This is a genomic window from uncultured Roseobacter sp., from assembly GCF_947501835.1.
Taxonomy (GTDB): Bacteria; Pseudomonadota; Alphaproteobacteria; order Rhodobacterales; family Rhodobacteraceae; genus Roseobacter.
This window is the reverse complement of record NZ_CANMXR010000002.1, coordinates 72495-93565: the sequence shown is the minus strand read 5'-3', so window position 1 is coordinate 93565 and position 21071 is coordinate 72495. Positions and strand designations below refer to the sequence as shown.

Sequence of the window (21071 nt, the reverse complement as noted above, 5' to 3'; positions counted from 1 at the left end):
GGCTTTCGCGAAATTACGCGCAGAGGTCAGATGCTCAAACTCGCCGCCAATCTCAGTCACCTGTGGCAAGAGCTGCCCTATCTGGATCGGTTCGACGCCGCGGCAGAGGCCGGGTTCGACGGGGCGGAGGTGCTTTTCCCCTATGACATGCCAGCCAAAGATACGCAGCGCGCTTTGCTCAGATGCGGCCTGCCGCTGGTTCTGATCAACGCGCCGCCGCCAAATTACACCGGCGGAAAGCGCGGGTTTGCCGCCGTTCCCGGGCTGGAGGGCCGGTTTCGCTACGATTTGCGCCGTGCTTTGCGCTATTGCGAGGCGTTGCGCGTGCCCATGTTGCATGTGATGTGCGGTGTGGCGGAGGGCGCCGAGGCGCGTCAGACCCTGATTGAAAATCTGCGGTGGGCATCTGGTGAGCTGCCGCAGGGCCTGACCTTGATGCTGGAGCCGCTCAACGCCGAGAGCATGCCGGGGTATTTTCTGAACGATTACGGTTTGGCCGTGGACATCCTGCAAGAGCTGTCATTGCCCAATATCGCACTGCAATTCGATAGCTTTCATGCGCAATCCATCCACGGCGATGCGGTGAAGGTCTATCAAACGCATAAATCCTGGGTGCGCCATGTCCAGATCGGCGATGCGCCGGGCAGAACGACACCAGGGACGGGGAGCGTTGATTTCGAAAGTCTTTTTGAACATCTGATCGCGGACAACTACGCCGGTTGGGTCAGTGCGGAATACACACCCGGCCCCGAGACCGACGCAAGCCTGGCGTGGCTGCAAGCGCTGCGCAGCTGATCAACATATCCACAAAAATTGCGGTTTTAATGTGCGTTGACGCGCATGTAATCCCGGTTGCGGCATCCTATGTTCGGCGTGTTGAAACTGGGGGCGTGAGATGATTCCAGCAAAGTACCAGCATTTTGTATTCGGGTTCATCCTGTCGGGGTTGATGTCGTTCATGGTGTCAGGGATTGCTACGTTCCGCACCGTTGGCCTTATCGACGGGTTCGTGATGCTGTGGATCACCAATTGGCTGCCAAGCTGGTCGGTTGCCTTTCCCACCTTGCTGCTGGTTTCACCGATCGCACGGCGGATCGTCGCCAAACTGGTGCGTGCTGAGGCTTAATCCGGTAAACCGCTGTTCGGGGGCTAGTGAGCGACGGCCCAGTTAGGCCCCTGACCGGCATCGACGCTTAAGGTAACATCCAGTTTCACCACTGGATCCGGGGCCGCTTCCATCACGGCCTTCGCCGCCGCGATCAGGTCATCTTGCGCACCCTCTTCGACCTCAAAGAGCAGTTCGTCGTGCACCTGCAGCAGCATTTTCGCAGGCAGATCGGCAATGGCGTCCGGCATCCGCACCATGGCGCGCCGGATCACATCCGCCGCCGTGCCCTGAATGGGCGCGTTGATCGCGGCGCGGGCGGCAAAGCCCGCGTGCGGGCCCTTGGCGCCAATGTTGGGCGTGTGGATGCGGCGGCCAAAGAGAGTCTGTACGTAGCCGTGTTCCTTCGCAAAAGCCTTGGTGTCATCCATATAGGTGCGAATGCCAGGGAAACGCTCGAAATAGCGGTCGATGAAGCCCTGCGCCTCACTACGCGGGATGCGCAGGTTGCGCGCCAGGCCAAAGCCGGAAATGCCGTAGATCACGCCGAAGTTGATCGCCTTGGCGCGGCGGCGGATTTCGGGTGTCATCTCCTCCATCGGCACGTCGAACATCTCCGAGGCGGTCATCGCATGGATGTCGTCACCGCGTTTGAACGCCTCCTTCAGCGCCTCTATGTCGGCGATGTGGGCCAGGATGCGCAGTTCGATCTGGCTGTAGTCGAGCGCCACCAGGGTCTTGCCCTCTTCGGCGACAAAGGCCTCGCGGATGCGGCGGCCTTCTTCGGTGCGGATCGGGATGTTCTGCAGGTTCGGATCGGTCGAAGCCAGACGCCCAGTGGACGCCCCCGCAATCGAATAGGACGTATGCACGCGGCCCGTGTCAGGGTTGATATGATCCTGCAATGCGTCGGTATAGGTTGATTTCAGCTTCGATAGTTGCCGCCAGTCGAGTACGCGGGCGGGCAATTCATGCTCGGTCGCGAGGTCTTCGAGCACATCGGCCCCGGTGGCATAGGCCCCGGTCTTGCCCTTTTTCCCGCCCTCAATCCCCATCTCGTCAAAGAGGATTTCGCCCAGCTGCTTGGGGCTGCCCACGTTGAAGCTACGGCCTGCCAACTCGTGGATTTCGGCCTCCAGCCCCGCCATGCTCTGGCTGAAGGCGTTGGACATGCGGCTCAACGTATCACGGTCTACCTTGATGCCGGTTCGTTCCATCTGCGCCAAAACCGGCACCATCGGGCGTTCGAGCGTTTCATAGACACGAGTGACCTGCGCGCGGTGCAGCGACGGTTTGAACTGCTGCCAGAGCCGCAGGGTGATATCGGCGTCTTCGGCGGCATAGGGCACCGCGTCCTCCAGCGGCACCTTGTCGAAAGTGATCGCGGATTTGCCGGAGCCCAGCAGCGGTTTGATCGGGATCGGCGTGTGGCCCAGATAACGGTCGGACAGCGTGTCCATGCCGTGATTGTGCAGGCCGCCGTGCATCGCGTAGGACATCAGCATGGTGTCGTCTATGGGCGCGACATCAATGCCCATCTGCGCGAAAATCTTGGCATCGTATTTCATGTTCTGCCCGATCTTGAGGATTGACGCATCCTCAAGCACAGGTTTCAGCATCTCCAGAGCCTGGGCGACCGGCATCTGACCGTCGGCCAGATCGTCGGACCCAAAGAGACCATCGCCCTGATTGGCTTTGTGGATCAGCGGGACGTAGCAGGCCTGCCCGGCTTCGACGCAGAGGGAAATGCCCACTAGATCAGCGGTCATTTCGTTCAGACCCGTGGTTTCTGTGTCCACGGCCACATAGCCACGTTCATAGATCCGGTCGATCCAGAGTTGCAGCTCTTCTGCGGTGCCGACTTTGCTATATCCCGCGCGGTCAAACGGGATGTCTTCGACCTCCGGCGCATCTGGGGCCGCGGCGGGTGTGTCATCGATGGCGGGCGGTTCGACCCCCAACTGATCCGCAATCCGTTTTGTCAACGTGCGGAACTCCATCTCGGCCAGAAAGGGCATCAGCTGATCGGGGTCCGGCGTGCGCACCTCCAGATCGTCGAGCGTGAAATCCAGCGGGGTCTCTTCGTCCAATAGCACCAGTTTGCGGGACAATCTGATCTGTTCGGCGTGGTCGATCAGGGTCTGTCGGCGCTTGGGCTGTTTGATGTCGCCCGCGCGCTCCAAGAGCGCGTCCAGATCGCCATATTCATTGATCAGCAGGGCGGCAGTCTTGATTCCGATGCCAGGCGCGCCGGGGACGTTGTCCACGGAATCGCCAGCCAGGGCCTGCACATCGACAACGCGGTCGGGGTAAACGCCGAATTTCTCAAATACGCCATCCCGGTCGATGCGCCTGTTCTTCATCGCGTCCAGCATTTCGACGCCGTCACCGACCAGTTGCATCAGGTCCTTGTCGGAGCTGATGATCGTGCAGCGCCCACCTGCCGCACGGGCCTGCACCGCCAGCGTCGCAATAATGTCATCGGCCTCGTAGCCTTCTTTCTCCTCGCAGGCGATGTTGAAGGCGACCGTAGCGCGGCGGGTCAGGGGGATCTGCGGGCGCAGGTCTTCGGGCATCGCTTCGCGGTTGGCCTTGTACTGGTCGTACATCTCGTTGCGGAACGTATGGCTGCCCTTGTCGAAAATCACTGCCACGTGGGTGGGCGCATCGTCGCCCTTGGTTTCCTCCAGCATCTTCCAGACCATATTGCAGAAGCCCGAGACTGCGCCAATCGGTAACCCGTCCGATTTCCGCGTGAGCGGGGGCAGCGCGTGGTAGGCCCGAAAGATAAAGGCCGACCCGTCGATCAGATGTAGATGATGCCCTTTGCCAAATGCCATGTCTGTGACCCCCTTGTCGCGCTACACCGTTCATGGCGTGCGCGCGACGTGAAGTCCAGAACCTGATCTGGTTGCCCGCGCCGATCAGCCGAGAATGGAATCCAGATTTTGCATGATGCCGATCAAAAGCACCACGCCCGCGATCAGCAGAACGGCGTAAAGCAGAACCTGTATCATCACAGCCATTGCACCGAAGGCGACGCCACAGAGAACCAGCTTGGTCGGTTCTTTTCGGATCATGCCAACAAGCGCCACGACAATTGCGAAAACGCCCATCGTTGGGGCGACGGCTCTAAGAATGCGGTCAATGTCCCAGGCGCGGGCGACCGGTGCCGGTTGTTCCTGACCCAGCAAGGCGCGTTGTGCTGAGTCGCGAATACCGGCAGCAATCTCACCGATCGAAACCTCTATGCTTTGCGTTGGTGCAAAAGGACCCGCAAAAGTGTGGATCAGTGCGATTGCCATCGCGAGGGCGGCCAGTCCAATGCCAACCAGTGCGAAAGGCGCATGTAGATGTTGGGGGGCTGGTTCAGCCGTCATGCCTGTTTTCTTCCATCAAATCCACTGTAGTTGTCTTCTGCTACAGCGACATGAGGGCGGAAATGGGGCGAGACCTAGACCTTACTTTCAAAATCCTTGTGGATGTATTTGCAGTCGCAATAGCCGCATTCGACCCAACCGGTGTCCTTGGGGATCTGCAGCCAGACGCGGGGATGGCCCAAAGCGCCTTCGCCGCCATCACAGGCGATGCGAAAACTCTCAACAATCTTTGTCTCGGGCGGTTGCTGCATGATGGGCGTGTCCTTTGGCTCTGCGGTGCTGTTATGACCAAAGCGCAGGCGTGGAGCAAGCCCATGCCGTTGCAATTGGTCAATCGCGTTCGATCCGCGCCTGATAGCAGTTGTTGCGGGCAGAGCGGACGTGGATGAAGGCGACATCAGGGTTTTGGAAAACATCAGCAACTTTGGCCTGGATGTCTTCGGTCGCGACGACCTCGCCGGTACCGTAGACAATGCGCTCATCCGCTGAATAACCTTTGACCAGATAATCGGGAGAGGTCGTCAGGATCGGCGGCAATGTATCTGTGTCGCCGCCACGGGGGCAGGGGTTTGCACACAAGAAGATGGGGCCCGTTTCGGCATAGGCATGCACACCCTCAAAGGGTCGGTGCGCGAGGATCAGCATTTCCTCCCCCGCAGGGACGTCTTTCAGGCAGTGTCGGCAGGGTGTGCCCTTGCCATCCGAGATCTTGCGGTCGGGTATCTGACCATGAACGTCTTTGCCACCATTTTGCCAATGGCGCGCGATATCAGTCTTTAATGCGATGAACTTGTGCATGTATCTTCTCCATCTCCGGGGTTTGTTTTGAGGTGAATATCCGGGCACGGCGGTAAAAATCGATCCGAATGATGCGGTTTCGACAGGGCTTTGCAGTGCCTTACGGCGGCGCTGGGCGTGCAGGCGAGTGCACCGCCTCTGGTGCAATTGTGGTCCGGGGCAACGCCCCTGGCTGACAGGAAGGTAGTGGGAGATTTTCAGCCCTGAAGCAGGCAGACCCCGTGAAAGAGGTTCACCCCGCGCGCCGCAACCGCTAAAAGGCCCCCAAACCCGTCAGAGGAGATGAGCAGATGAGCGCGCGCAAACCGGTGGTGTTATGCATCCTCGACGGCTGGGGTCTCAGTGATCGCCGCGAAGGCAATGCGCCCTTGCTGGCAGAGACGCCGACGATGGATCGGATCATGGCCACATGTCCCAACGCGACACTGACGACTTTTGGCCCCGATGTGGGCCTGCCCAAAGGGCAGATGGGCAATTCCGAGGTGGGCCATACCAATATCGGCGCGGGTCGCGTTGTTGCCATGGATCTTGGCCAGATCGATCTGGCCATCGAGGAGGGCGCATTCGAGAAAAACGAACGCTTATGCGCCTTTATCGACCAATTAAAAGGCACCGGTGGTACCGCGCACCTGATAGGCGTTGTCTCGGACGGCGGTGTCCACGGGCATCTCAATCACATGATTGCGGCCGCCAAGGCGCTGGATGCAGCAGATGTGCCCGTCGTCATCCACGCGCTGACCGACGGGCGCGATGTCAGCCCGTCTTCGGCGCTTGGGTTCTTTGAAACGCTTCAGGCCAATGCGCCGGATGCCGTCCGGATTGGCACGGTCACGGGGCGCTATTTCGCGATGGACCGCGACAATCGCTGGGACCGCGTTGAAAAAGCCTATCGCGCCATCGTCAGAGCGGAGGGCGCGCAGGCCGCGTCAGCCCCTGCTGCCGTTGAAGAAGCCTATGCGCGCGGCGAAACGGATGAGTTCATCGCGCCCACGGTTCTGGATGGGTATCGCGGCGCGCAGGATGGGGACGGCGTCTTTTGCCTCAACTTCCGGGCAGACCGGGCGCGTGAGATCATGGCGGCGATTGGGGCACCTGACTTCGACGCTTTCGACACCGGGAAGCGCCCGGATTGGGCCAGCCTGATGGGCATAGCGCAATACTCCGAGGCGCATTCCGAATACATGTCCGTGGTCTATCCCAAGCCCGAGATCATCAACACGCTGGGCGATTGGGTGGCGCAGCAGGGATTGAAACAATTCCGGCTGGCCGAGACCGAAAAATACCCGCATGTGACCTTCTTTCTGAATGGCGGCGAGGAGGTGTCCTTTGACGGTGAAGACCGCAAGATGCCGAAATCGCCTGACGTCGCGACCTACGATCTGCAACCTGAAATGTCGGCGGGTGAGGTGACGGATGCGCTCGTCGGCGCGATTAAGGCAGGCTACGACCTGATCGTCGTGAACTACGCCAACCCCGATATGGTGGGTCACACGGGCGATCTTGAAGCGGCCATCAAGGCCTGTGAAGCGGTGGATCAGGGTCTCGGCCGGGCGGTCGCGGCGCTGGAGGCCGCAGGTGGCGCGATGATCGTGACCGCCGATCACGGCAATTGCGATATGATGATCGATCCCGAGACCGGCGGTGCGCATACGGCCCATACGCTCAATCCCGTGCCGGTTGCCGTGCTCGGTAGCCCGGACGGCATGCATTTGTCCAAGGGGCGCTTGGCAGATCTGGCGCCCACGGCCCTATTTTTAATGGGCCTCGAGGTGCCGCCGGAAATGACTGGCCGGTGTTTGCTGTCATGAAATGGGTCTGGCTGATAGCCGTGCTGATGCTGCCGACCATCGGGGCCGCGCAGCAGGACAATGTTGAACGCGCGCGGGCAGCGATGGACATGCTGGAAGCGGCATCACAACAATTGGTGGATGCAGAGTCTGCACGCGACCGTGTCCGCGCGCTGACCAGCACAATTCAGGCCTTTGAGGAAGGGTTGAGCGCTTTGCGTAGTGGCTTGCGACAGGCCTCTGTGCGGGAAGAGCAGCTCGGCGCGCAATTGCAGGCGCGCGACGAAGAAATCGCCGGTTTGCTGGTGGTATTGCAGCGTATGGGCGCAGGTCCGTCGCCGGTGGCCCTGCTGCATCCGGGGGGACCAACAGGCACGGCACGCGCAGGCATGCTCCTGGCGGAGATGACACCAGCCCTGAATGCACGAGCCTCACATTTGCGCCGCGACCTCGAAGACTTGCAGGTATTGCGCGGCATGCAGACGGATGCGGCGGGTCGTCTGGTGGACGGATTGCGCGAGGTGCAGGACGCGCGCACCGCCCTCAATCAGGCCATCGCGGAGCGGACAGAGCTGCCGATGCGGTTTATCAATGATCCCGTGCGCGAGGCCATCCTGATTGCCTCCGCCGAAACGCTGGAGAGTTTTGCCAGCGGTCTTGAACGTGTTGCGGTCGATGTCAGGGCCACTGCACCCGCCCGGATCAGTGGCGAAAAAGGGGACTTGCCGCTGCCCGTTCAGGGGATCGTGCTGCGGGGGGCGGGCGAGGCCGATGCTGCGGGCATCACCCGGCCGGGCATCATCCTGGCGACCCTGCCGCGCGCCATTGTGACCAGCCCGGTCGCCGCGACGATCCGCTATACCGGCCCGCTGTTGGATCTGGGGCAGGTGGTGATTCTGGAGCCGCAGGCGCAGGTGCTCTTTGTGCTGGCGGGTTTAGATACCGTTTACGGTACCGCCGGAGAAGTCATTGACGCGGGCGCGCCACTGGGGCTTATGGGCGACGCTGCGGCGGAAAATCGGTCAGAGCTGTCAACAGATGGTGATGACACTGGCGCTGAGCGCTCAGAAACGCTCTATATAGAGGTAAGACAGCAAAACTCGCCTGAGGACCCGAGCCTCTGGTTCCGAACCGATAAGGATGGATAGAGAGACATGAAAAAATTTGCCATGGCGGCAGCGGGCGGTATCGTCGCAGGTGTCGTTGCCACAACCCAGATTGCGGGCCCCCTGCTGGCGCAAGAAGCGGCAAAGTCGAGCGGTGTCTACGAGCAACTGGATTTGTTTGGCGATATCTTTGAACGTATCCGCGCCCAATATGTCGAAGAGGTGGAAGCCGGTGAACTGATCGAAGCCGCGATCGACGGCATGCTCACATCGCTTGATCCCCACTCCAGCTACCTTTCGCCGGATGATGCTGCCCAGATGCGGGTACAGACACGCGGCGAATTTGGCGGGCTGGGGATTGAGGTTACCCAGGAAGAGGGCTTTGTCAAAGTTGTTTCGCCCATCGATGGCACCCCGGCGGATGAAGCCGGGGTCGAGGCGGGCGATTTCATCACCCATGTGGATGGCGAATCCGTTCTGGGTCTGACGCTCGACGAGGCGGTTGAGATGATGCGTGGCCCGGTTGGATCGGAGATCCTGATCACCGTCGTGCGCGAGGGTGAAACTGAGCCCTTTGACGTCTCGATCATCCGCGACACCATCAAGCTGACGGCTGTGCGCACGCGGACCCAGGGCGATACCGTGGTCTTGCGGGTCACAACCTTCAACGATCAGACCTACACCAACCTGGAATCCGGTCTGAGCGAGCAAATCGAAACGGCCGGGGGCATGGACAAGATCAACGGCATCGTCGTTGACCTGCGCAACAACCCCGGCGGCCTCCTGACACAAGCAATCCGGGTGTCCGATGCCTTCCTGGATGAAGGTGAGATTGTCAGCACGCGGGGCCGCAACATTCAGGATGGCGAGCGTTTCAATGCGACAGAAGGCGACCTGGCACAGGGCAAGCCGATTGTCGTGCTGATCAACGGTGGCTCCGCCTCGGCCTCTGAAATCGTTGCGGGTGCCTTGCAGGATCACCGCCGCGCCATTGTTGTGGGCACCAAAAGCTTTGGCAAAGGCTCCGTGCAAACGGTCATGCCGCTGCGGGGTGATGGTGCGATGCGCCTGACAACGGCGCGGTATTACACACCATCGGGCCGCTCGATCCAGTCGCTGGGCGTTTCGCCGGACATCGTCGTTGAACAACCACGGCGCGCGCCTGAAGCTGAGGAAGAGGACGAAGATAACGCGGCACGTTCCCTCCGGTCGGAGGCAGATTTGCGGGGCAGTCTGAACAACGACAGCCTCACCGACGACGAGATCAAACAGATCGAAGCGGACCGTGCGAAGGCAGAAGCTGCCGCCGCGCTGCGCGAAGAGGATTATCAACTGGCCTATGCCATCGACATCCTCAAAGGTCTGAATGCATTGGTGCCCGTCGAATAATCTGACGGCTGCTTGAACGAAATGGCCCCGCTGGTTTTCCGGCGGGGTTTTTTTGTCATGTGGTTTCGACACAATGCCGCCGAAAGGCGCGCTTGAGCATGTCGAGTTCAGCGCGTAGCAGGTCCACTTCAGCGCGCAAATCATCGCCAAGCGCTTCGCCCGCGATCAAAGTGAAACTGGCGAGGCGTTCATCTGTTTCCCGATCAGAAATCAGAATTGTCTGCACCCCATCGGAAATCGCATCCGCGGGCACCGGTATCTGCAAAAGCCAGCTGTCGGCCTCGCTGGCCGCAACGGTGGTCACATCCGCCACCGGATTTTCCAGAAAAGTGACGCTGAGGTCGGGTGCCGCCCCGCCGGGCCCGGTCACCAATCCCTGCCAGATACCGTTCTGCATCCTGGTCTGTGTCACCACCCATTGGCTCATCGCGTCATCCTACATCTGTGCGCGCTGGCAGCGCGAAAAGGTGGTGTCACGGAGCGTGACCATGTTCATCTCAGGTCCTTCAAAGATGAAATCGACCCATGCTTTTTCAATCCGTTTCTCGTTCAGGTTCGAGTAGGCCAGATCGAATTCGATGCTCACCTCTTTGTCGTTCAGATCAAACTCGCGCACGATCTGTTCCGTGTTCGGCCCGTGACGGATGTTCAGGCGCGCGAATATCTCAATGGGTTTTTCCATTTCGATGATGCTGTTCACACGCAGGATATGCATGCGTTTCAGACCATCCGTCGCCGCGCCTGGCAGATCGACGACGATGGACAGGAAGGACCCGTCGAACTTGAACACATCGACCCGCAAACCGTAGGGTGCGAGGTCTTCCTGTCGGGTGTTGCGCACCTGGCGCAGCGTGATCTCCGACCGTCCGCAGTCGTGAAACAGGGTCACCTCATCGCCCAGCATGGATTTGTTCTGCACCGACGAGATGCCGGGGCTCGCCAAAGGACCACGCCAGAGTTCCGGCCGCCACGCCCAATCCGCGTTATGTGGTTTGGGGAAGCTGTTGGAGCCCACAACCGGCAGGGCCAGCCTTGCGTCAGCAGTGTGGATCAGCTTGTCGAGATGGGCACGCAAAAGCCTTGCGCGCGTGCGCTGCTTGCGCAGAACGTTTAACTTCGAGGTGCTCGCCTTGCGCGCCGACAGCGCCCAGCGTTGCAACGCCCGCCGATAAATCGCCGTATCCCAGAAGGTATCCCCACCTTTGCCCATCGGTCTGTGACTGCCTTTGTGCCGCTCTTTGCCCTTATCTAACGAAAGGGTTGCTGACATATAAACCAAGAATTCCGGACAATGCGCCGATTTTTTGGGAATTGTTGCTTTCAACCCGAAAGCGGGCGGATCTGCGCGCCGGAAAAGACGCGCAGAGGGGCGGAGCGTTAAAGCGCCATATAGTCGTGGCCTTCTTCCTTGGCGCCTGGGTGGGTGACGGCGCCAAGATAGGTCGGCCCCACCAGTTTAGCATATTTCCACAGCGCGCCCGCGCCATAGATGGTTTGGCGTGGCCCTTTCCAATCGGCTTTGCGCGCGGCCATCTCATCGTCAGACACATCCACGGAAATGGTGCCTTCGATCGCATTCAGGGTGATCATATCGCCGTTTTTCAACAGGGCGATAGGGCCGCCGTGGGCGGCTTCGGGGCCAACGTGCCCGACGCAAAAACCCCGGGTCGCGCCGGAAAAGCGGCCGTCGGTGATCAGGGCGACTTTTTTGCCCATGCCTTGGCCGGACAGGGCCGCCGTTGTCGCCAGCATTTCGCGCATGCCTGGTCCCCCTGCGGGGCCTTCGTTGCGAATGACAAAGACATCACCCTCTTCATAGGTGCGGTTCTGAACGGCTTCAAAAGCGTCCTGTTCACATTCGAAAACACGCGCAGGGCCGGTGAAGAGCTGGTGCTGCGGTTCCATCCCGGCGATTTTCACGATGGCCCCTTCCGGCGCGAGGTTGCCTTTGAGGCCCACAACACCGCCGGTTTTGGAGAGCGGCGCATCGACGGGGTAGATCACGCGGCCATCGGCCTCCAGCGTGACCCTGTCGATCTCTTCGCCAATGGAATAGCCGGTTGCGGTGATGCAATCTTCGTGGATCAGGCCCGCCTTGCGCAACTCCTTCATCACGACCGGCACGCCGCCTGCCTCATAGAGGTCTTTGGCCACATACTGCCCGCCGGGTTTCAGATCGACGAAATAGGGCGTGTCGCGGAAGATCTCGCAGACGTCTTCGAGGAAGAAATCAATGCCCGCCTCATGCGCCATCGCGGGCAAGTGCAGGCCCGCGTTGGTTGAGCCACCAGTGCACGCCACGATGCGCGCGGCGTTCTCGAAAGCTTCGCGCGTGCAGATGTCACGGGCGCGGATGTTCTTTTCGATCAGGTTCATGACTGCCGCCCCAGAGGCCTCGGCATAGGCATCACGGCTTTCGTAAGGAGCTGGCGCACCTGCCGAGTTGGGCAGCGCCAGGCCAATCGCCTCGGACACACAGGCCATGGTGTTGGCGGTGAACTGACCACCACAAGCCCCGGCAGAAGGGCAGGCCACACGTTCGAGAATTTCCAACTCCGCCTCGGTGAGCGAGCCACTTTGCTGGCGGCCCACGGCTTCGAACATGTCCTGCACGGTCAGATCACGGTTGGCGAAATCTTCGGGGATGGCCGAACCGGTGGGTGCCCGACCCGGCAGGATCGACCCGCCATAAAGGAAGACCGATGGCACGTTCAGACGGATCATCGCCATCATCATGCCGGGCAAGCTCTTGTCGCAGCCTGCCAGACCCACGATGGCGTCATAGCAATGCCCGCGCATGGTCAGTTCAACCGTATCCGCAATCGCCTCGCGCGACGCCAGCGAGGAGCGCATGCCCTCATGCCCCATGGCGATGCCGTCGGTGACGGTGATGGTGGTAAATTCGCGCGGGGTGCCGTACTCGCGTTTTACACCCATTTTCACCGCCTGCGCCTGCCGGTTCAGCGCGATGTTGCAGGGCGCGGCCTCGTTCCAGCAGGTCGCCACGCCAACCAGCGGCTGGTGAATTTCCTCATCCGTCATGCCCATGGCGTAGTAATAGGACCGGTGCGGCGCGCGCGCGGGCCCTTCGGTCACATGGCGGCTTGGCAGTTTGGATTTATCAAAACGCTGGCTGGACATGGGTATTCTCCCCTTCAAATCTGTTGCACCCGAATAGCCAACCGCCATAGGGCCTGCAAGGCTCTAGCGTTCAGATATGCACAACCCTTGACCGTTTGCGCGCTTGTATTGGGAATTGTGCGGACATAAGTTGGGTGAAGCCGCACGAAAGTGCGCTTGGCGACCCGCAGTGGCTCCCACGTCAGCCCCATACCGAAAGCCGTTTCATGGAATCTTCACTCTTCGCGTTCATTTGGAAGTTTTCCAAGCGGGAACAACTGTTTCTGCTGTTCTTTACGCTGTTCACCTTCCCGTTCCTCTACGCGACGCTGGAATTGCCCAAGCGGATCATCAACGACGCCATCGGGGCACAAAGCACCACCGTGACCGTGTTTGGTGTCACGATGAGCCAGACGCAATTCCTGATGGCTTTGTGTTTTGCCTACCTTGGCGCTGTGCTTTTGCACGGGCTGCTCAAAATGCGCCTGAATACCATGAAGGGGGTGCTCGCGGAGCGGCTTTTGCGGCGGTTCCGGTATCAGCTGATCAACCGGATGACACGGTTCCCGCGGGCCTATTTCCGCAGCACCAGCCAGGGGGAATTGGTCTCGATGGTGACCTCCGAGGCGGAGCCGATGGGCGGGCTGATGGGAGACGCCGTGGCGCAACCGGTGTTTCAGGCCGGGCAGATGCTGATCATCGTGATCTTTCTCTTTGCGCAAAGCGTCTGGTTCGGGCTCGCGGGCGTCGCGCTGATCCCGCTGCAGGCCTATGTGATCCCGATCCTGCAACGGCAGATCAACCAGCTGAACAAGAAACGCATTGTCGAAGTGCGCCACTTTGCATCCGAGATCGGCGAGACCGCCGCCGGTATCGGTGATCTGCGCACCAATGGTGGTTTGCGGTACCGCCTGGCCGCGTTTACGGATCGGTTGGGCCATCTCTTTGAGATCCGGTTCCAGATCTACCAGAAAAAATTCTTCATGAAGTTCCTCAACAACTTCATCACGCAGCTGACGCCGTTTTTCTTCTATTCCGCGGGGGGGTATCTGGCGATCCGCGGGGATATCACCGTGGGCGCGCTGGTCGCGGCACTCGCCGCTTACAAGGATCTGAGTTCCCCCTGGAAAGAGCTTTTGACCTACTACAACCAGGTGCAGGACATGTCCCTGCGCTGGGAGATCGTGACCGAGCGCTTTGCACCCAAAGGCATGATCGATGAAAAGCTGATGGAGGGTGAACCGACCGAGATCCCGCATCTGGATGGCGCCATTTCAATTCACAATGTCACCGTGCGTAACTCGGACGGGAATGCCGTGATCGAAAACATCAATCTGGAGATCCCGGCAGGCGCACGCGTGGCCATTCAATCCAGCAGTCAGATCGAACGCACGGCGCTGGCCGAGGTGCTGACCCGTGAGGTGATGCCAGCGCGCGGCAGCGTCACCATCGCCGGGCACGATCTGGCGGAAATGCATCAGTCGGTGATCGCGGCACGCATCGGCTATGCGCATTCAAGGCCCTATCTCTTTGACGGGACCTTGGGTGACAACCTGCTGATGCCGCTTAAATCCAGCCCGAAAACCGTGCTCTGGGACCCCAATCAGAAAGACAGGAACGGCATTGAGGCCAAACGCTCCGGCAACAGTCTCGACAGCATCAAGGCCGATTGGGTGGACCCCGGGTTGGCCGGGCTGAACACGACAGAGGAAATTCGCGGCTGGTGGTTCCAACTGGTTGAGGCGATGGGGCTGGACGAGTTCATGTTCCGCCGCATGCTGGGGTCGCGCATCGATCCCGAGACGCATACGAAACTGGCTGCGTCTATCGTCAGTCTGCGCGCCGAGGTCTATGACAAACTGGTTGAACGGCAGCTGGACCGCTTCGTCAATCGGTTCAACCCGGATGAATTCAACCCCTCGATCCCGCTGGGTGGCAACCTGATGTTTGCCTCGCCAAAACGCGATATCTCGCAACAGGGCCTTGCCGCAGAGCGGAGCTTTCTGGCGTTGGTATCCGAACTGGGCCTGGCCGAGCAGGGCATTGCGATCTCGCAGACGCTGATCGAGACATTGCACCAGACCTTCGGCAGAGACGGCACCAACCATCCCTTGTTCACTGCATTGGGGATCGAGGAGGAGCTCTATGAACGATTGGTGGACATCGCGACACGACGTCAGGAAAAAGGCGATCAGGCGCTGACCGAAGAGGAGTTTTCCCTGCTTCTGACGGTACCTTTTGCCTTTACCGCTGAACAGATTGGCCCCGGTTTCCCGGAAAGTTTCAAGGAGGAAATCCTCGAAATCCGCAAGGAAAAGAGCGATGAGATGCGCGAGCGGATGCGTGGAATGTTTGTGCCGGTGGCCCCTGACAACTACTTGCCGCGTCTAACGCTGATGGAAAACGCGCTTTATGGGCGCATCTCAGCGATTGCCGGTGTGCAGGGCGAATTGATCGAAGACCTTGTAGCCGAGGTCGTGGCGAAGCATGAGCTGAAACGTCAGGTGGCGGAGACCATTCTGGACATCAGAACCGGCCTCGGCGGGACCAATCTGGCCAGCGCCTTTCAGGAACGGGCTGCCTTCAGCCGTGCCGGGATCAAGCGCCCGGATATCCTGATCCTCGATACAGTTCTGGCCAGCCATGATGCGGCGAGCCGCAAGAAAACGCGCGCCAAGCTGCGGGATCTGCTGCCCAAGGCGACGATGATCTTCCTGGAGGACAAATTCGAAAATCCGACCGCCTACGATATCTTTGTGGACATCAAGAACGGCCGGATCGATGGGGTGGAACAGCCGGAAACTCAGGACGGCGAAGACAGTGGCTCAGACGATCTGCGCCGCAAGATCAGGGTGATCTCTCGCACCGATCTTTTCGCCAATCTGGATTCGCGCAGCCAACGCCTGCTGGCCTTTTCCGCGCAATGGTACAAGGCCAAGGCGGACACGCGCATCTTCACCATGGGCGAACGCGCGGATGCGGCGTATCTGTGCCTGTCCGGCAATGCGATGATGGGGTACCGCGATGACGATGATAACTGGCACGATGTGACGGCGGTGGGCCCCGGGCGGCTTATTGGTGATCTGGCGATCATTCTGGATGAGCCGCGCCAGCTTGATCTGATTGCGCAGGAAGACACCAAATTTCTGCGGATCGGGGCAGATGAGTTCCGGTCGGTGATTGCCACGGATCCAACCGTGCTCATGCACTTGTTGCAAACGGTGGCCGGGCATTTGACGGGCGCTGCCGAACTCTTGCGCGAAGCGCGTGTCAGCATTCCGCAGGACACGCAAGACACTGAACGTACAGACGCGTAGGGTGCTGCTGATGATATTGCGCCCCGCGTATCGCGCGCATGAACATTTGCTCGCCCCGGCGCGTGAAACCGCGCAGGTCTGGCGTCTGATCATGGGGCTGATCATTGCATCGGGTGTCTACCTGATCTGCAACCAGACGATGTTTCGCACGCTCTACACCTGGCAGGGGAAGAACGCGCCGGCTTTTTCCGAAACCCTGATCGCGGGTACCACGCCGTTTGCGATGTACGTCCTGTTGCTGAGTTTCGGGTTCATGACCCTGGGCGTCGCAGTGGCGCTCAAGGTGGTGCACAAACGGGGCTTCCCGGAAATTTTGGGCAATGCCGCTCTGTTCCGGAGGCAGCTATGGGCGGTGCTGACCATTCTGGTGCTGATCAATCTGGCGATCTGGATTCTGCCGCCGTGGGATATGGGGGCGCCGCTGGTTTCCAACATGAGCCTTGGCGGTTGGTTGATCCTCTTACCAGTTTCCCTTCTGGCGGTGTTTGTCCAGGTCAGTGCCGAAGAGGTCCTGTTTCGCGGTTATATCCAACAGCAGCTGGCGGCGCGGTTTCGCTCGCCGTTGGTCTGGATGGCCGTGCCCGCGCTGCTTTTTGGCGTTGGCCACTACGTACCGGAGGAGGCGGGTTCGAACGCCACGGCAATCGCGCTCTGGGCGGTTGTTTTTGGCCTGCTGATGGCAGATCTGACCGCGCGCGCCGGGACGTTGGCGCCCGCCATCGCGGTGCATTTTATGAACAATGTCACGGCCATTCTGATCATTGCCCTGCCGGACAATCTGTCAGGGCTCGCGCTTTACATCAGCCCGTTTTCGCTCTCCGATGCGGAGGCGGTGCGTGCCTGGCTGCCGGTGGACTTCGGGTTCATGATCGTCAGCTGGCTGGCCGCGCGTCTCGCAATCCGGCGCTGATTGCACTTTGCCCAAGAGGCGACTAATTAGAACCTGAGGGACGCCAAAGGAACGCCACATGAACTGGATCACCAACTATGTCCGGCCGAGGATCAATTCGATTTTCTCGCGCCGCGAGACGCCGGACAACCTGTGGACCAAGTGCCCTGAATGCGGGACCATGCTGTTTCACCGCGAAGTGTCGGACAATCTGAATGTCTGCACGAACTGCAACCATCACATGCATATCACGCCGCGGGATCGGTTCACCGCGCTTTTTGACGGTGGTATTTTTACGGAAGTGAAGGTGGAGGCACCCAAGCCCGACCCGCTGAATTTCCGCGACCAAAAACGCTATCCCGACCGTTTGAAAGCCGCACAAAAGCAGACCGCCGAGGCGGAGGCGATGCTGGTCGCCAATGGCGAGATCGGGCGCACCCCCATTGTGGCTGCCGCACAGGATTTTTCCTTCATGGCCGGATCCATGGGCATGTATGTGGGTGATGCGATCATTGCCGCCGCCCAGGAGGCGGTGAAGCTGAAGCGTCCCCTGATCCTGTTTTCGGCTGCGGGTGGTGCGCGGATGCAGGAGGGCATCCTAAGCCTGATGCAAATGCCGCGCACCACGGTTGCGGTGCAGATGCTGAAGGAAGCAAGGCTGCCCTATATCGTTGTGCTTACGCACCCGACAACGGGCGGGGTCACCGCCAGCTATGCGATGCTGGGCGATGTGCATATTGCGGAACCAAACGCCTTGATTTGTTTCGCCGGTCCGCGGGTGATTGAACAGACCATCCGCGAAAAGCTGCCCGAGGGCTTCCAGCGCGCCGAATACCTGCTGGATCACGGGATGCTCGACCGGGTGACGCACCGCGGCAAGATGCGTGATGAGCTGATTTCGATCACGCGGATGCTGCTGGGGCTGCCCCCTGCGGTGCGGGGTGATCTGCCCGCGCCTGAACCGGGCGCGGACCTGCCGCATGCCCTGTCCGAGGACGAAGCAGCACCAGAGACCGAGACCGCCAAGAAATGACCGCGGCCACATCGGACGCCATCCTTGCACGGATGATGGCCCTGCACCCGAAAATCATCGACCTGACGCTGGACCGTGTCTGGCGGTTGCTCGACGCATTGGGCAACCCTCAGGATAATCTACCGCCCGTGATCCATATCGCGGGCACCAATGGCAAGGGGTCGACGCTGGCGATGCTGCGCGCCGGGCTGGAGGCATCCGGCCACAAGGTACATGCCTACACCAGCCCGCATCTCGCGCGCTTTCACGAGCGGATCAGGGTTGCCGGTCAGCTGATTTCCGAGCCGGACCTGACAGCGGTTCTGGATGAGTGTTATGCGGCGAACAAAGGCGAAAACATCACCTATTTCGAGATCACGACCTGTGCGGCACTGCTCGCCTTTTCGCGCGTGCCCGCAGATTACACCTTGCTTGAGGTGGGCTTGGGCGGGCGTCTGGATGCCACCAATGTGATCGCGCGTCCGGCGGTTAACGTGATCACGCCTGTTTCCATCGATCATCAGCAATTCCTTGGCGATACCCTTGGAAAGATTGCATTCGAGAAGGCGGGTATCCTGAAACGCGCGGTACCTTGTGTTGTCGCGCGACAGGATAACGAAGGCCTTGAGGTGATCGAAGAGGTGGCAGACCGCATCGGTGCCCCGCTACTGGCCTACGGTCAGCATTGGCACGTGGGACCGGAACGGGACCGCATGACCTATCAGGATGAAACGGGTCTGCTGGATGTGTCACGTCCGAACCTGCCCGGCGCGCATCAGATCATGAATGCCGGTGCAGCCCTCGCCGTGCTCCGCCATCTGGGCGTCGGACCCGAGGCGTGCGAAGCGGCGGTCACCCAGGCAGAATGGCCAGCGCGGATGCAGCGCCTTGTGACTGGACCATTGGCAGACGCAGTGCCAGGCGTGGAGCTTTGGCTGGATGGTGGTCACAACCCGGCGGCGGGACAGGCACTTGCAGAACACCTCCAAAGCCTGCCCAAGCGCCCGACCTATCTGATTTGCGGCATGCTCAACACCAAGGACATCGGTGGATATCTGCGCCCGCTTTCCCAGGTTGCGGATGGCCTGGTGGCGATTTCCATTCCCGATGAGGTCAATACGCTACCCGCCGAGACAACCGCCGACGCGGCCCGGGCCGCCGGGTTCGATGCGGATATTGCAGAGAGTGTACGAAACGCCTTGTCCGGGATCGCGGCAAAGGCTCCGGAGGCGCGGGTGCTGATCTGTGGCTCCCTCTACCTTGCCGGGAGTATTCTGCGCGAAAACGGGTAAAATACCCAATTTTACAACTCCAGATTTAGAGATTTCCTCTTTATATTGACGGATTTGCAGATGCCCACCTATATGTTGCGTCGGGGAAGAAATGCACCTGAATGGCGCGGTAAAGTGCAGGGGCTGCATAGTGGGGGTCACTAACATGCCACAGGATGATCGGGGGTCCGCCTCCGAACTGGACTTGAGTCGTATGATCACGCGGCCGCATGCGCCATCGTTCGCGATATGGTGGCCCTTGGCGGGCCTGTGCCTGCTGGCGATCGTCACTGTATTCAGCCCATCGCTCTTTGGGATGACGACGACCACCGTAGCCCCTGAAGACTCCTCGAAGGCGCCCAATCCGTCCCCTCAGGTGTCGCGGGCTGCGACCAGCCTGCTGGAGGTGCCGGAGCTTACACATTTGCAGCGCGATTTACCTGTCAGCCATCTGTTGCGCCACCCCGTGCGGCTGACGGATTACTCGGCCGAAACCCATGACTTGCTACAGACAACGGCCCGGGCACTCGCGCGTTTCGGCCACCATCCAACAGATGACGATGTTCTGCACCAGCTGCTGGTCAAAACCCTGGCCGAGGGCCAAAGCGACGCTTATATTGACGCGGTGCTGAATGCGGCCCTGTCGCGGGCCGAATTTGCCGCACCGATCGCGCTGACCACACCCTTTGGAGAGTTGGATACCATGCGCCTGCTCGCGGCGGTTCTGCAAGAGGTGCCGCGTTAAAGGCCCCAGCCTTCCGATTGCATTTCACGCAGGCGCGACGCGGTGCGTTCGAATTCAAACGTCCCTTCACCTTCAAGATAGAGCATTTCGGGTTTGGCCGCCGCTGAACAAATGAGCCGGACCTTGGCCTCGTAAAGCGCGTCAATCATCGTGACGAAGCGTTTCGCCTCGTTGAAGTTGTTGCGCGACAGGGCGGGCACCCCGTCCAACATCAAGACTTTCACCGCCTCCGCCAGCGCCAGATAGTCCCCCGGGCCCAGCGGTTTACCGCATAGATCGTGAAACCCCGCGCGGGCCACGCCATTGCGAAAGGCGGGCACTTCGACGTCGCGCCCTTTGACCTTGAGCACGAGCACCTCGCCTTTGCCGCCCGCAAGATCATCCCATACCGCATCCATCGCGGCACGGGCCTCGGCGTTCACCGGTGTGAAGTAAACCGGCTGCCCCCCCAAACGGTCCTGCCGGTAGTCCGTGGGGCTGGCCAGTTCGACCACGTTCATCTTTTCCTGGATCAGGGCGATGAACGGCAAAAACAGGTCACGATTCAGCCCGTTTTTATAAAGCTCATCCGGCACCCTGTTGGAGGTGGTGACCACGACCACCCCGTCTTCAAAAAGCGCCTGAAAGAGCCGGCCCACAATCATCGCATCCGTGATGTCGGTGATCTGCATCTCGTCAAAGGCCAGCAGGCGCACGGAGGCGGCAACATCGGCAGCCACCGGAGCAATAGCATCCTCAACCCCGGTCTTGCGGACCTCATGCATGGCGGAATGGATCTCCTGCATGAAGGCATGGAAGTGGACCCGGCGCGCGGGAATACCCTCCAGATGCTCGACAAAGAGATCCATCAACATGGATTTGCCACGCCCGACGCCGCCCCAAAGATAGAGACCCTTGGGCGGTTCGGGGGCCTTGCGAAACAACCCTTTCTTGACGGGCGCGCTGAGCTCGGTTCGGATCCGTTCGAATTCGGGCATGACGTTCAACTGCGCGTCATCGGGCTGAACTGTGCCGACCTCAATCAGGTCCTGATATATGGCGCGCAGGGTTTGCATGAACTTTCAATAGCTTGCGGATGTGCCGGTGAAAAGAGCGCTGACACATCAGAATATGTGATGCGAGCGTCAAAACCTTTGAATTGACCCGCAACGG

The 21071-nt window shown here is 60.1% G+C and carries 18 protein-coding genes; 10 read left to right on the top strand and 8 right to left on the bottom strand.

What is annotated here, in order from left to right; genetic code table 11:
- The first annotated feature begins 30 nt into the window (after positions 1-30).
- Both Q1A20_RS04310 and Q1A20_RS04305 read left to right on the top strand, forming a co-directional pair.
- Positions 31-795 (top strand): TIM barrel protein, encoded by a 765-nt coding sequence (locus Q1A20_RS04310; RefSeq protein WP_299916097.1) that lies wholly within the window; start codon positions 31-33, stop codon positions 793-795.
- 100 nt (positions 796-895) lie between these two features.
- Positions 896-1126: a DUF2798 domain-containing protein gene (locus Q1A20_RS04305; protein ID WP_299916095.1), complete on the top strand. Its 231-nt coding sequence runs from the start codon at positions 896-898 to the stop codon at positions 1124-1126.
- Between the two features lie 23 nt (positions 1127-1149).
- Here the strand turns inward: Q1A20_RS04305 and polA are convergent, their stop codons facing one another.
- The 4 genes from polA to Q1A20_RS04285 form a co-directional block, all read right to left on the bottom strand.
- Positions 1150-3945 carry a DNA polymerase I gene (polA, locus tag Q1A20_RS04300; RefSeq protein ID WP_299916094.1) on the bottom strand — a complete coding sequence of 932 codons (2796 nt, stop codon included), beginning with the start codon at positions 3943-3945 and terminating at the stop codon, positions 1150-1152.
- 84 nt (positions 3946-4029) lie between these two features.
- A complete protein-coding gene (locus Q1A20_RS04295; RefSeq protein WP_299916093.1) occupies positions 4030-4485 on the bottom strand; it encodes a hypothetical protein in 456 nt (151 codons plus the stop codon).
- A 74-nt stretch (positions 4486-4559) separates the two neighbouring features.
- Complete coding sequence (locus tag Q1A20_RS04290; protein ID WP_299403174.1) at positions 4560-4739, bottom strand: zinc-finger domain-containing protein; 180 nt, start codon at positions 4737-4739, stop codon at positions 4560-4562.
- Between the two features lie 76 nt (positions 4740-4815).
- Positions 4816-5283, bottom strand: coding sequence for a DUF1203 domain-containing protein (locus Q1A20_RS04285; RefSeq protein ID WP_299401700.1), 468 nt, complete (start codon positions 5281-5283; stop codon positions 4816-4818).
- A 290-nt stretch (positions 5284-5573) separates the two neighbouring features.
- Here Q1A20_RS04285 and gpmI point away from each other — a divergent pair, with 290 nt between their 5' ends.
- Genes gpmI through Q1A20_RS04270 form a run of 3 tightly spaced genes read left to right on the top strand, consistent with a single transcriptional unit; the run spans position 5574 to position 9565 of the window.
- On the top strand, positions 5574-7091 hold the full coding sequence (gpmI, locus tag Q1A20_RS04280; protein WP_299401702.1) for a 2,3-bisphosphoglycerate-independent phosphoglycerate mutase: 1518 nt from the start codon (positions 5574-5576) through the stop codon (positions 7089-7091).
- On the top strand, positions 7088-8218 hold the full coding sequence (locus Q1A20_RS04275; protein WP_299401705.1) for a peptidase M23: 1131 nt from the start codon (positions 7088-7090) through the stop codon (positions 8216-8218). The genes gpmI and Q1A20_RS04275 overlap by 4 nt, the downstream gene beginning before the upstream one ends.
- 6 nt (positions 8219-8224) lie before the next feature.
- Positions 8225-9565: a S41 family peptidase gene (locus Q1A20_RS04270; protein ID WP_298969024.1), complete on the top strand. Its 1341-nt coding sequence runs from the start codon at positions 8225-8227 to the stop codon at positions 9563-9565.
- A gap of 55 nt (positions 9566-9620) precedes the next feature.
- Here the strand turns inward: Q1A20_RS04270 and Q1A20_RS04265 are convergent, their stop codons facing one another.
- The 3 genes from Q1A20_RS04265 to ilvD all read right to left on the bottom strand — a co-directional run bounded on the left by Q1A20_RS04265 (position 9621) and on the right by ilvD (position 12706).
- A complete protein-coding gene (locus Q1A20_RS04265; protein ID WP_299401709.1) occupies positions 9621-9992 on the bottom strand; it encodes a hypothetical protein in 372 nt (123 codons plus the stop codon).
- Between the two features lie 9 nt (positions 9993-10001).
- Positions 10002-10775, bottom strand: coding sequence for a DUF6478 family protein (locus Q1A20_RS04260; RefSeq protein WP_299916092.1), 774 nt, complete (start codon positions 10773-10775; stop codon positions 10002-10004).
- Positions 10776-10942: 167 nt separating this feature from the next.
- Positions 10943-12706: a dihydroxy-acid dehydratase gene (ilvD, locus tag Q1A20_RS04255; protein WP_298969027.1), complete on the bottom strand. Its 1764-nt coding sequence runs from the start codon at positions 12704-12706 to the stop codon at positions 10943-10945.
- A gap of 206 nt (positions 12707-12912) precedes the next feature.
- Here ilvD and Q1A20_RS04250 point away from each other — a divergent pair, with 206 nt between their 5' ends.
- From Q1A20_RS04250 to Q1A20_RS04230, 5 genes are all read left to right on the top strand, one after another.
- On the top strand, positions 12913-16002 hold the full coding sequence (locus tag Q1A20_RS04250) for an ABC transporter transmembrane domain-containing protein (protein WP_299916091.1): 3090 nt from the start codon (positions 12913-12915) through the stop codon (positions 16000-16002).
- Positions 16003-16012: 10 nt separating this feature from the next.
- Complete coding sequence (locus Q1A20_RS04245; protein WP_299916089.1) at positions 16013-16912, top strand: CPBP family intramembrane glutamic endopeptidase; 900 nt, start codon at positions 16013-16015, stop codon at positions 16910-16912.
- A 58-nt stretch (positions 16913-16970) separates the two neighbouring features.
- Entirely contained in the window at positions 16971-17924 is a 954-nt protein-coding gene (gene accD, locus Q1A20_RS04240) for an acetyl-CoA carboxylase, carboxyltransferase subunit beta (RefSeq protein ID WP_299916087.1), read from the top strand.
- On the top strand, positions 17921-19195 hold the full coding sequence (locus Q1A20_RS04235; protein ID WP_299916086.1) for a folylpolyglutamate synthase/dihydrofolate synthase family protein: 1275 nt from the start codon (positions 17921-17923) through the stop codon (positions 19193-19195). Before accD ends, Q1A20_RS04235 begins: the two co-directional genes overlap by 4 nt.
- A gap of 193 nt (positions 19196-19388) precedes the next feature.
- Positions 19389-19919, top strand: a complete 531-nt coding sequence (locus Q1A20_RS04230) for a hypothetical protein (RefSeq protein WP_299401723.1) — start codon at positions 19389-19391, stop codon at positions 19917-19919.
- Here the strand turns inward: Q1A20_RS04230 and zapE are convergent.
- Positions 19916-20974 (bottom strand): cell division protein ZapE, encoded by a 1059-nt coding sequence (gene zapE, locus Q1A20_RS04225; RefSeq protein ID WP_299401725.1) that lies wholly within the window; start codon positions 20972-20974, stop codon positions 19916-19918. The two genes, Q1A20_RS04230 and zapE, sit on opposite strands and share 4 nt — an antisense overlap.
- Positions 20975-21071: the final 97 nt, after the last annotated feature.

Coding starts and splice junctions, on each gene's coding strand:
- Q1A20_RS04310 (WP_299916097.1), top strand. CDS start 31: ATGCTCAAACTCGCCGCCAATCTCAGTCACCTGTGGCAAGAGCTGCCC.
- Q1A20_RS04305 (WP_299916095.1), top strand. CDS start 896: ATGATTCCAGCAAAGTACCAGCATTTTGTATTCGGGTTCATCCTGTCG.
- polA (WP_299916094.1), bottom strand. CDS start 3,945: ATGGCATTTGGCAAAGGGCATCATCTACATCTGATCGACGGGTCGGCC.
- Q1A20_RS04295 (WP_299916093.1), bottom strand. CDS start 4,485: ATGACGGCTGAACCAGCCCCCCAACATCTACATGCGCCTTTCGCACTG.
- Q1A20_RS04285 (WP_299401700.1), bottom strand. CDS start 5,283: ATGCACAAGTTCATCGCATTAAAGACTGATATCGCGCGCCATTGGCAA.
- gpmI (WP_299401702.1), top strand. CDS start 5,574: ATGAGCGCGCGCAAACCGGTGGTGTTATGCATCCTCGACGGCTGGGGT.
- Q1A20_RS04275 (WP_299401705.1), top strand. CDS start 7,088: ATGAAATGGGTCTGGCTGATAGCCGTGCTGATGCTGCCGACCATCGGG.
- Q1A20_RS04270 (WP_298969024.1), top strand. CDS start 8,225: ATGAAAAAATTTGCCATGGCGGCAGCGGGCGGTATCGTCGCAGGTGTC.
- Q1A20_RS04265 (WP_299401709.1), bottom strand. CDS start 9,992: ATGAGCCAATGGGTGGTGACACAGACCAGGATGCAGAACGGTATCTGG.
- Q1A20_RS04260 (WP_299916092.1), bottom strand. CDS start 10,775: ATGGGCAAAGGTGGGGATACCTTCTGGGATACGGCGATTTATCGGCGG.
- ilvD (WP_298969027.1), bottom strand. CDS start 12,706: ATGTCCAGCCAGCGTTTTGATAAATCCAAACTGCCAAGCCGCCATGTG.
- Q1A20_RS04250 (WP_299916091.1), top strand. CDS start 12,913: ATGGAATCTTCACTCTTCGCGTTCATTTGGAAGTTTTCCAAGCGGGAA.
- Q1A20_RS04245 (WP_299916089.1), top strand. CDS start 16,013: ATGATATTGCGCCCCGCGTATCGCGCGCATGAACATTTGCTCGCCCCG.
- accD (WP_299916087.1), top strand. CDS start 16,971: ATGAACTGGATCACCAACTATGTCCGGCCGAGGATCAATTCGATTTTC.
- Q1A20_RS04235 (WP_299916086.1), top strand. CDS start 17,921: ATGACCGCGGCCACATCGGACGCCATCCTTGCACGGATGATGGCCCTG.
- Q1A20_RS04230 (WP_299401723.1), top strand. CDS start 19,389: ATGATCACGCGGCCGCATGCGCCATCGTTCGCGATATGGTGGCCCTTG.
- zapE (WP_299401725.1), bottom strand. CDS start 20,974: ATGCAAACCCTGCGCGCCATATATCAGGACCTGATTGAGGTCGGCACA.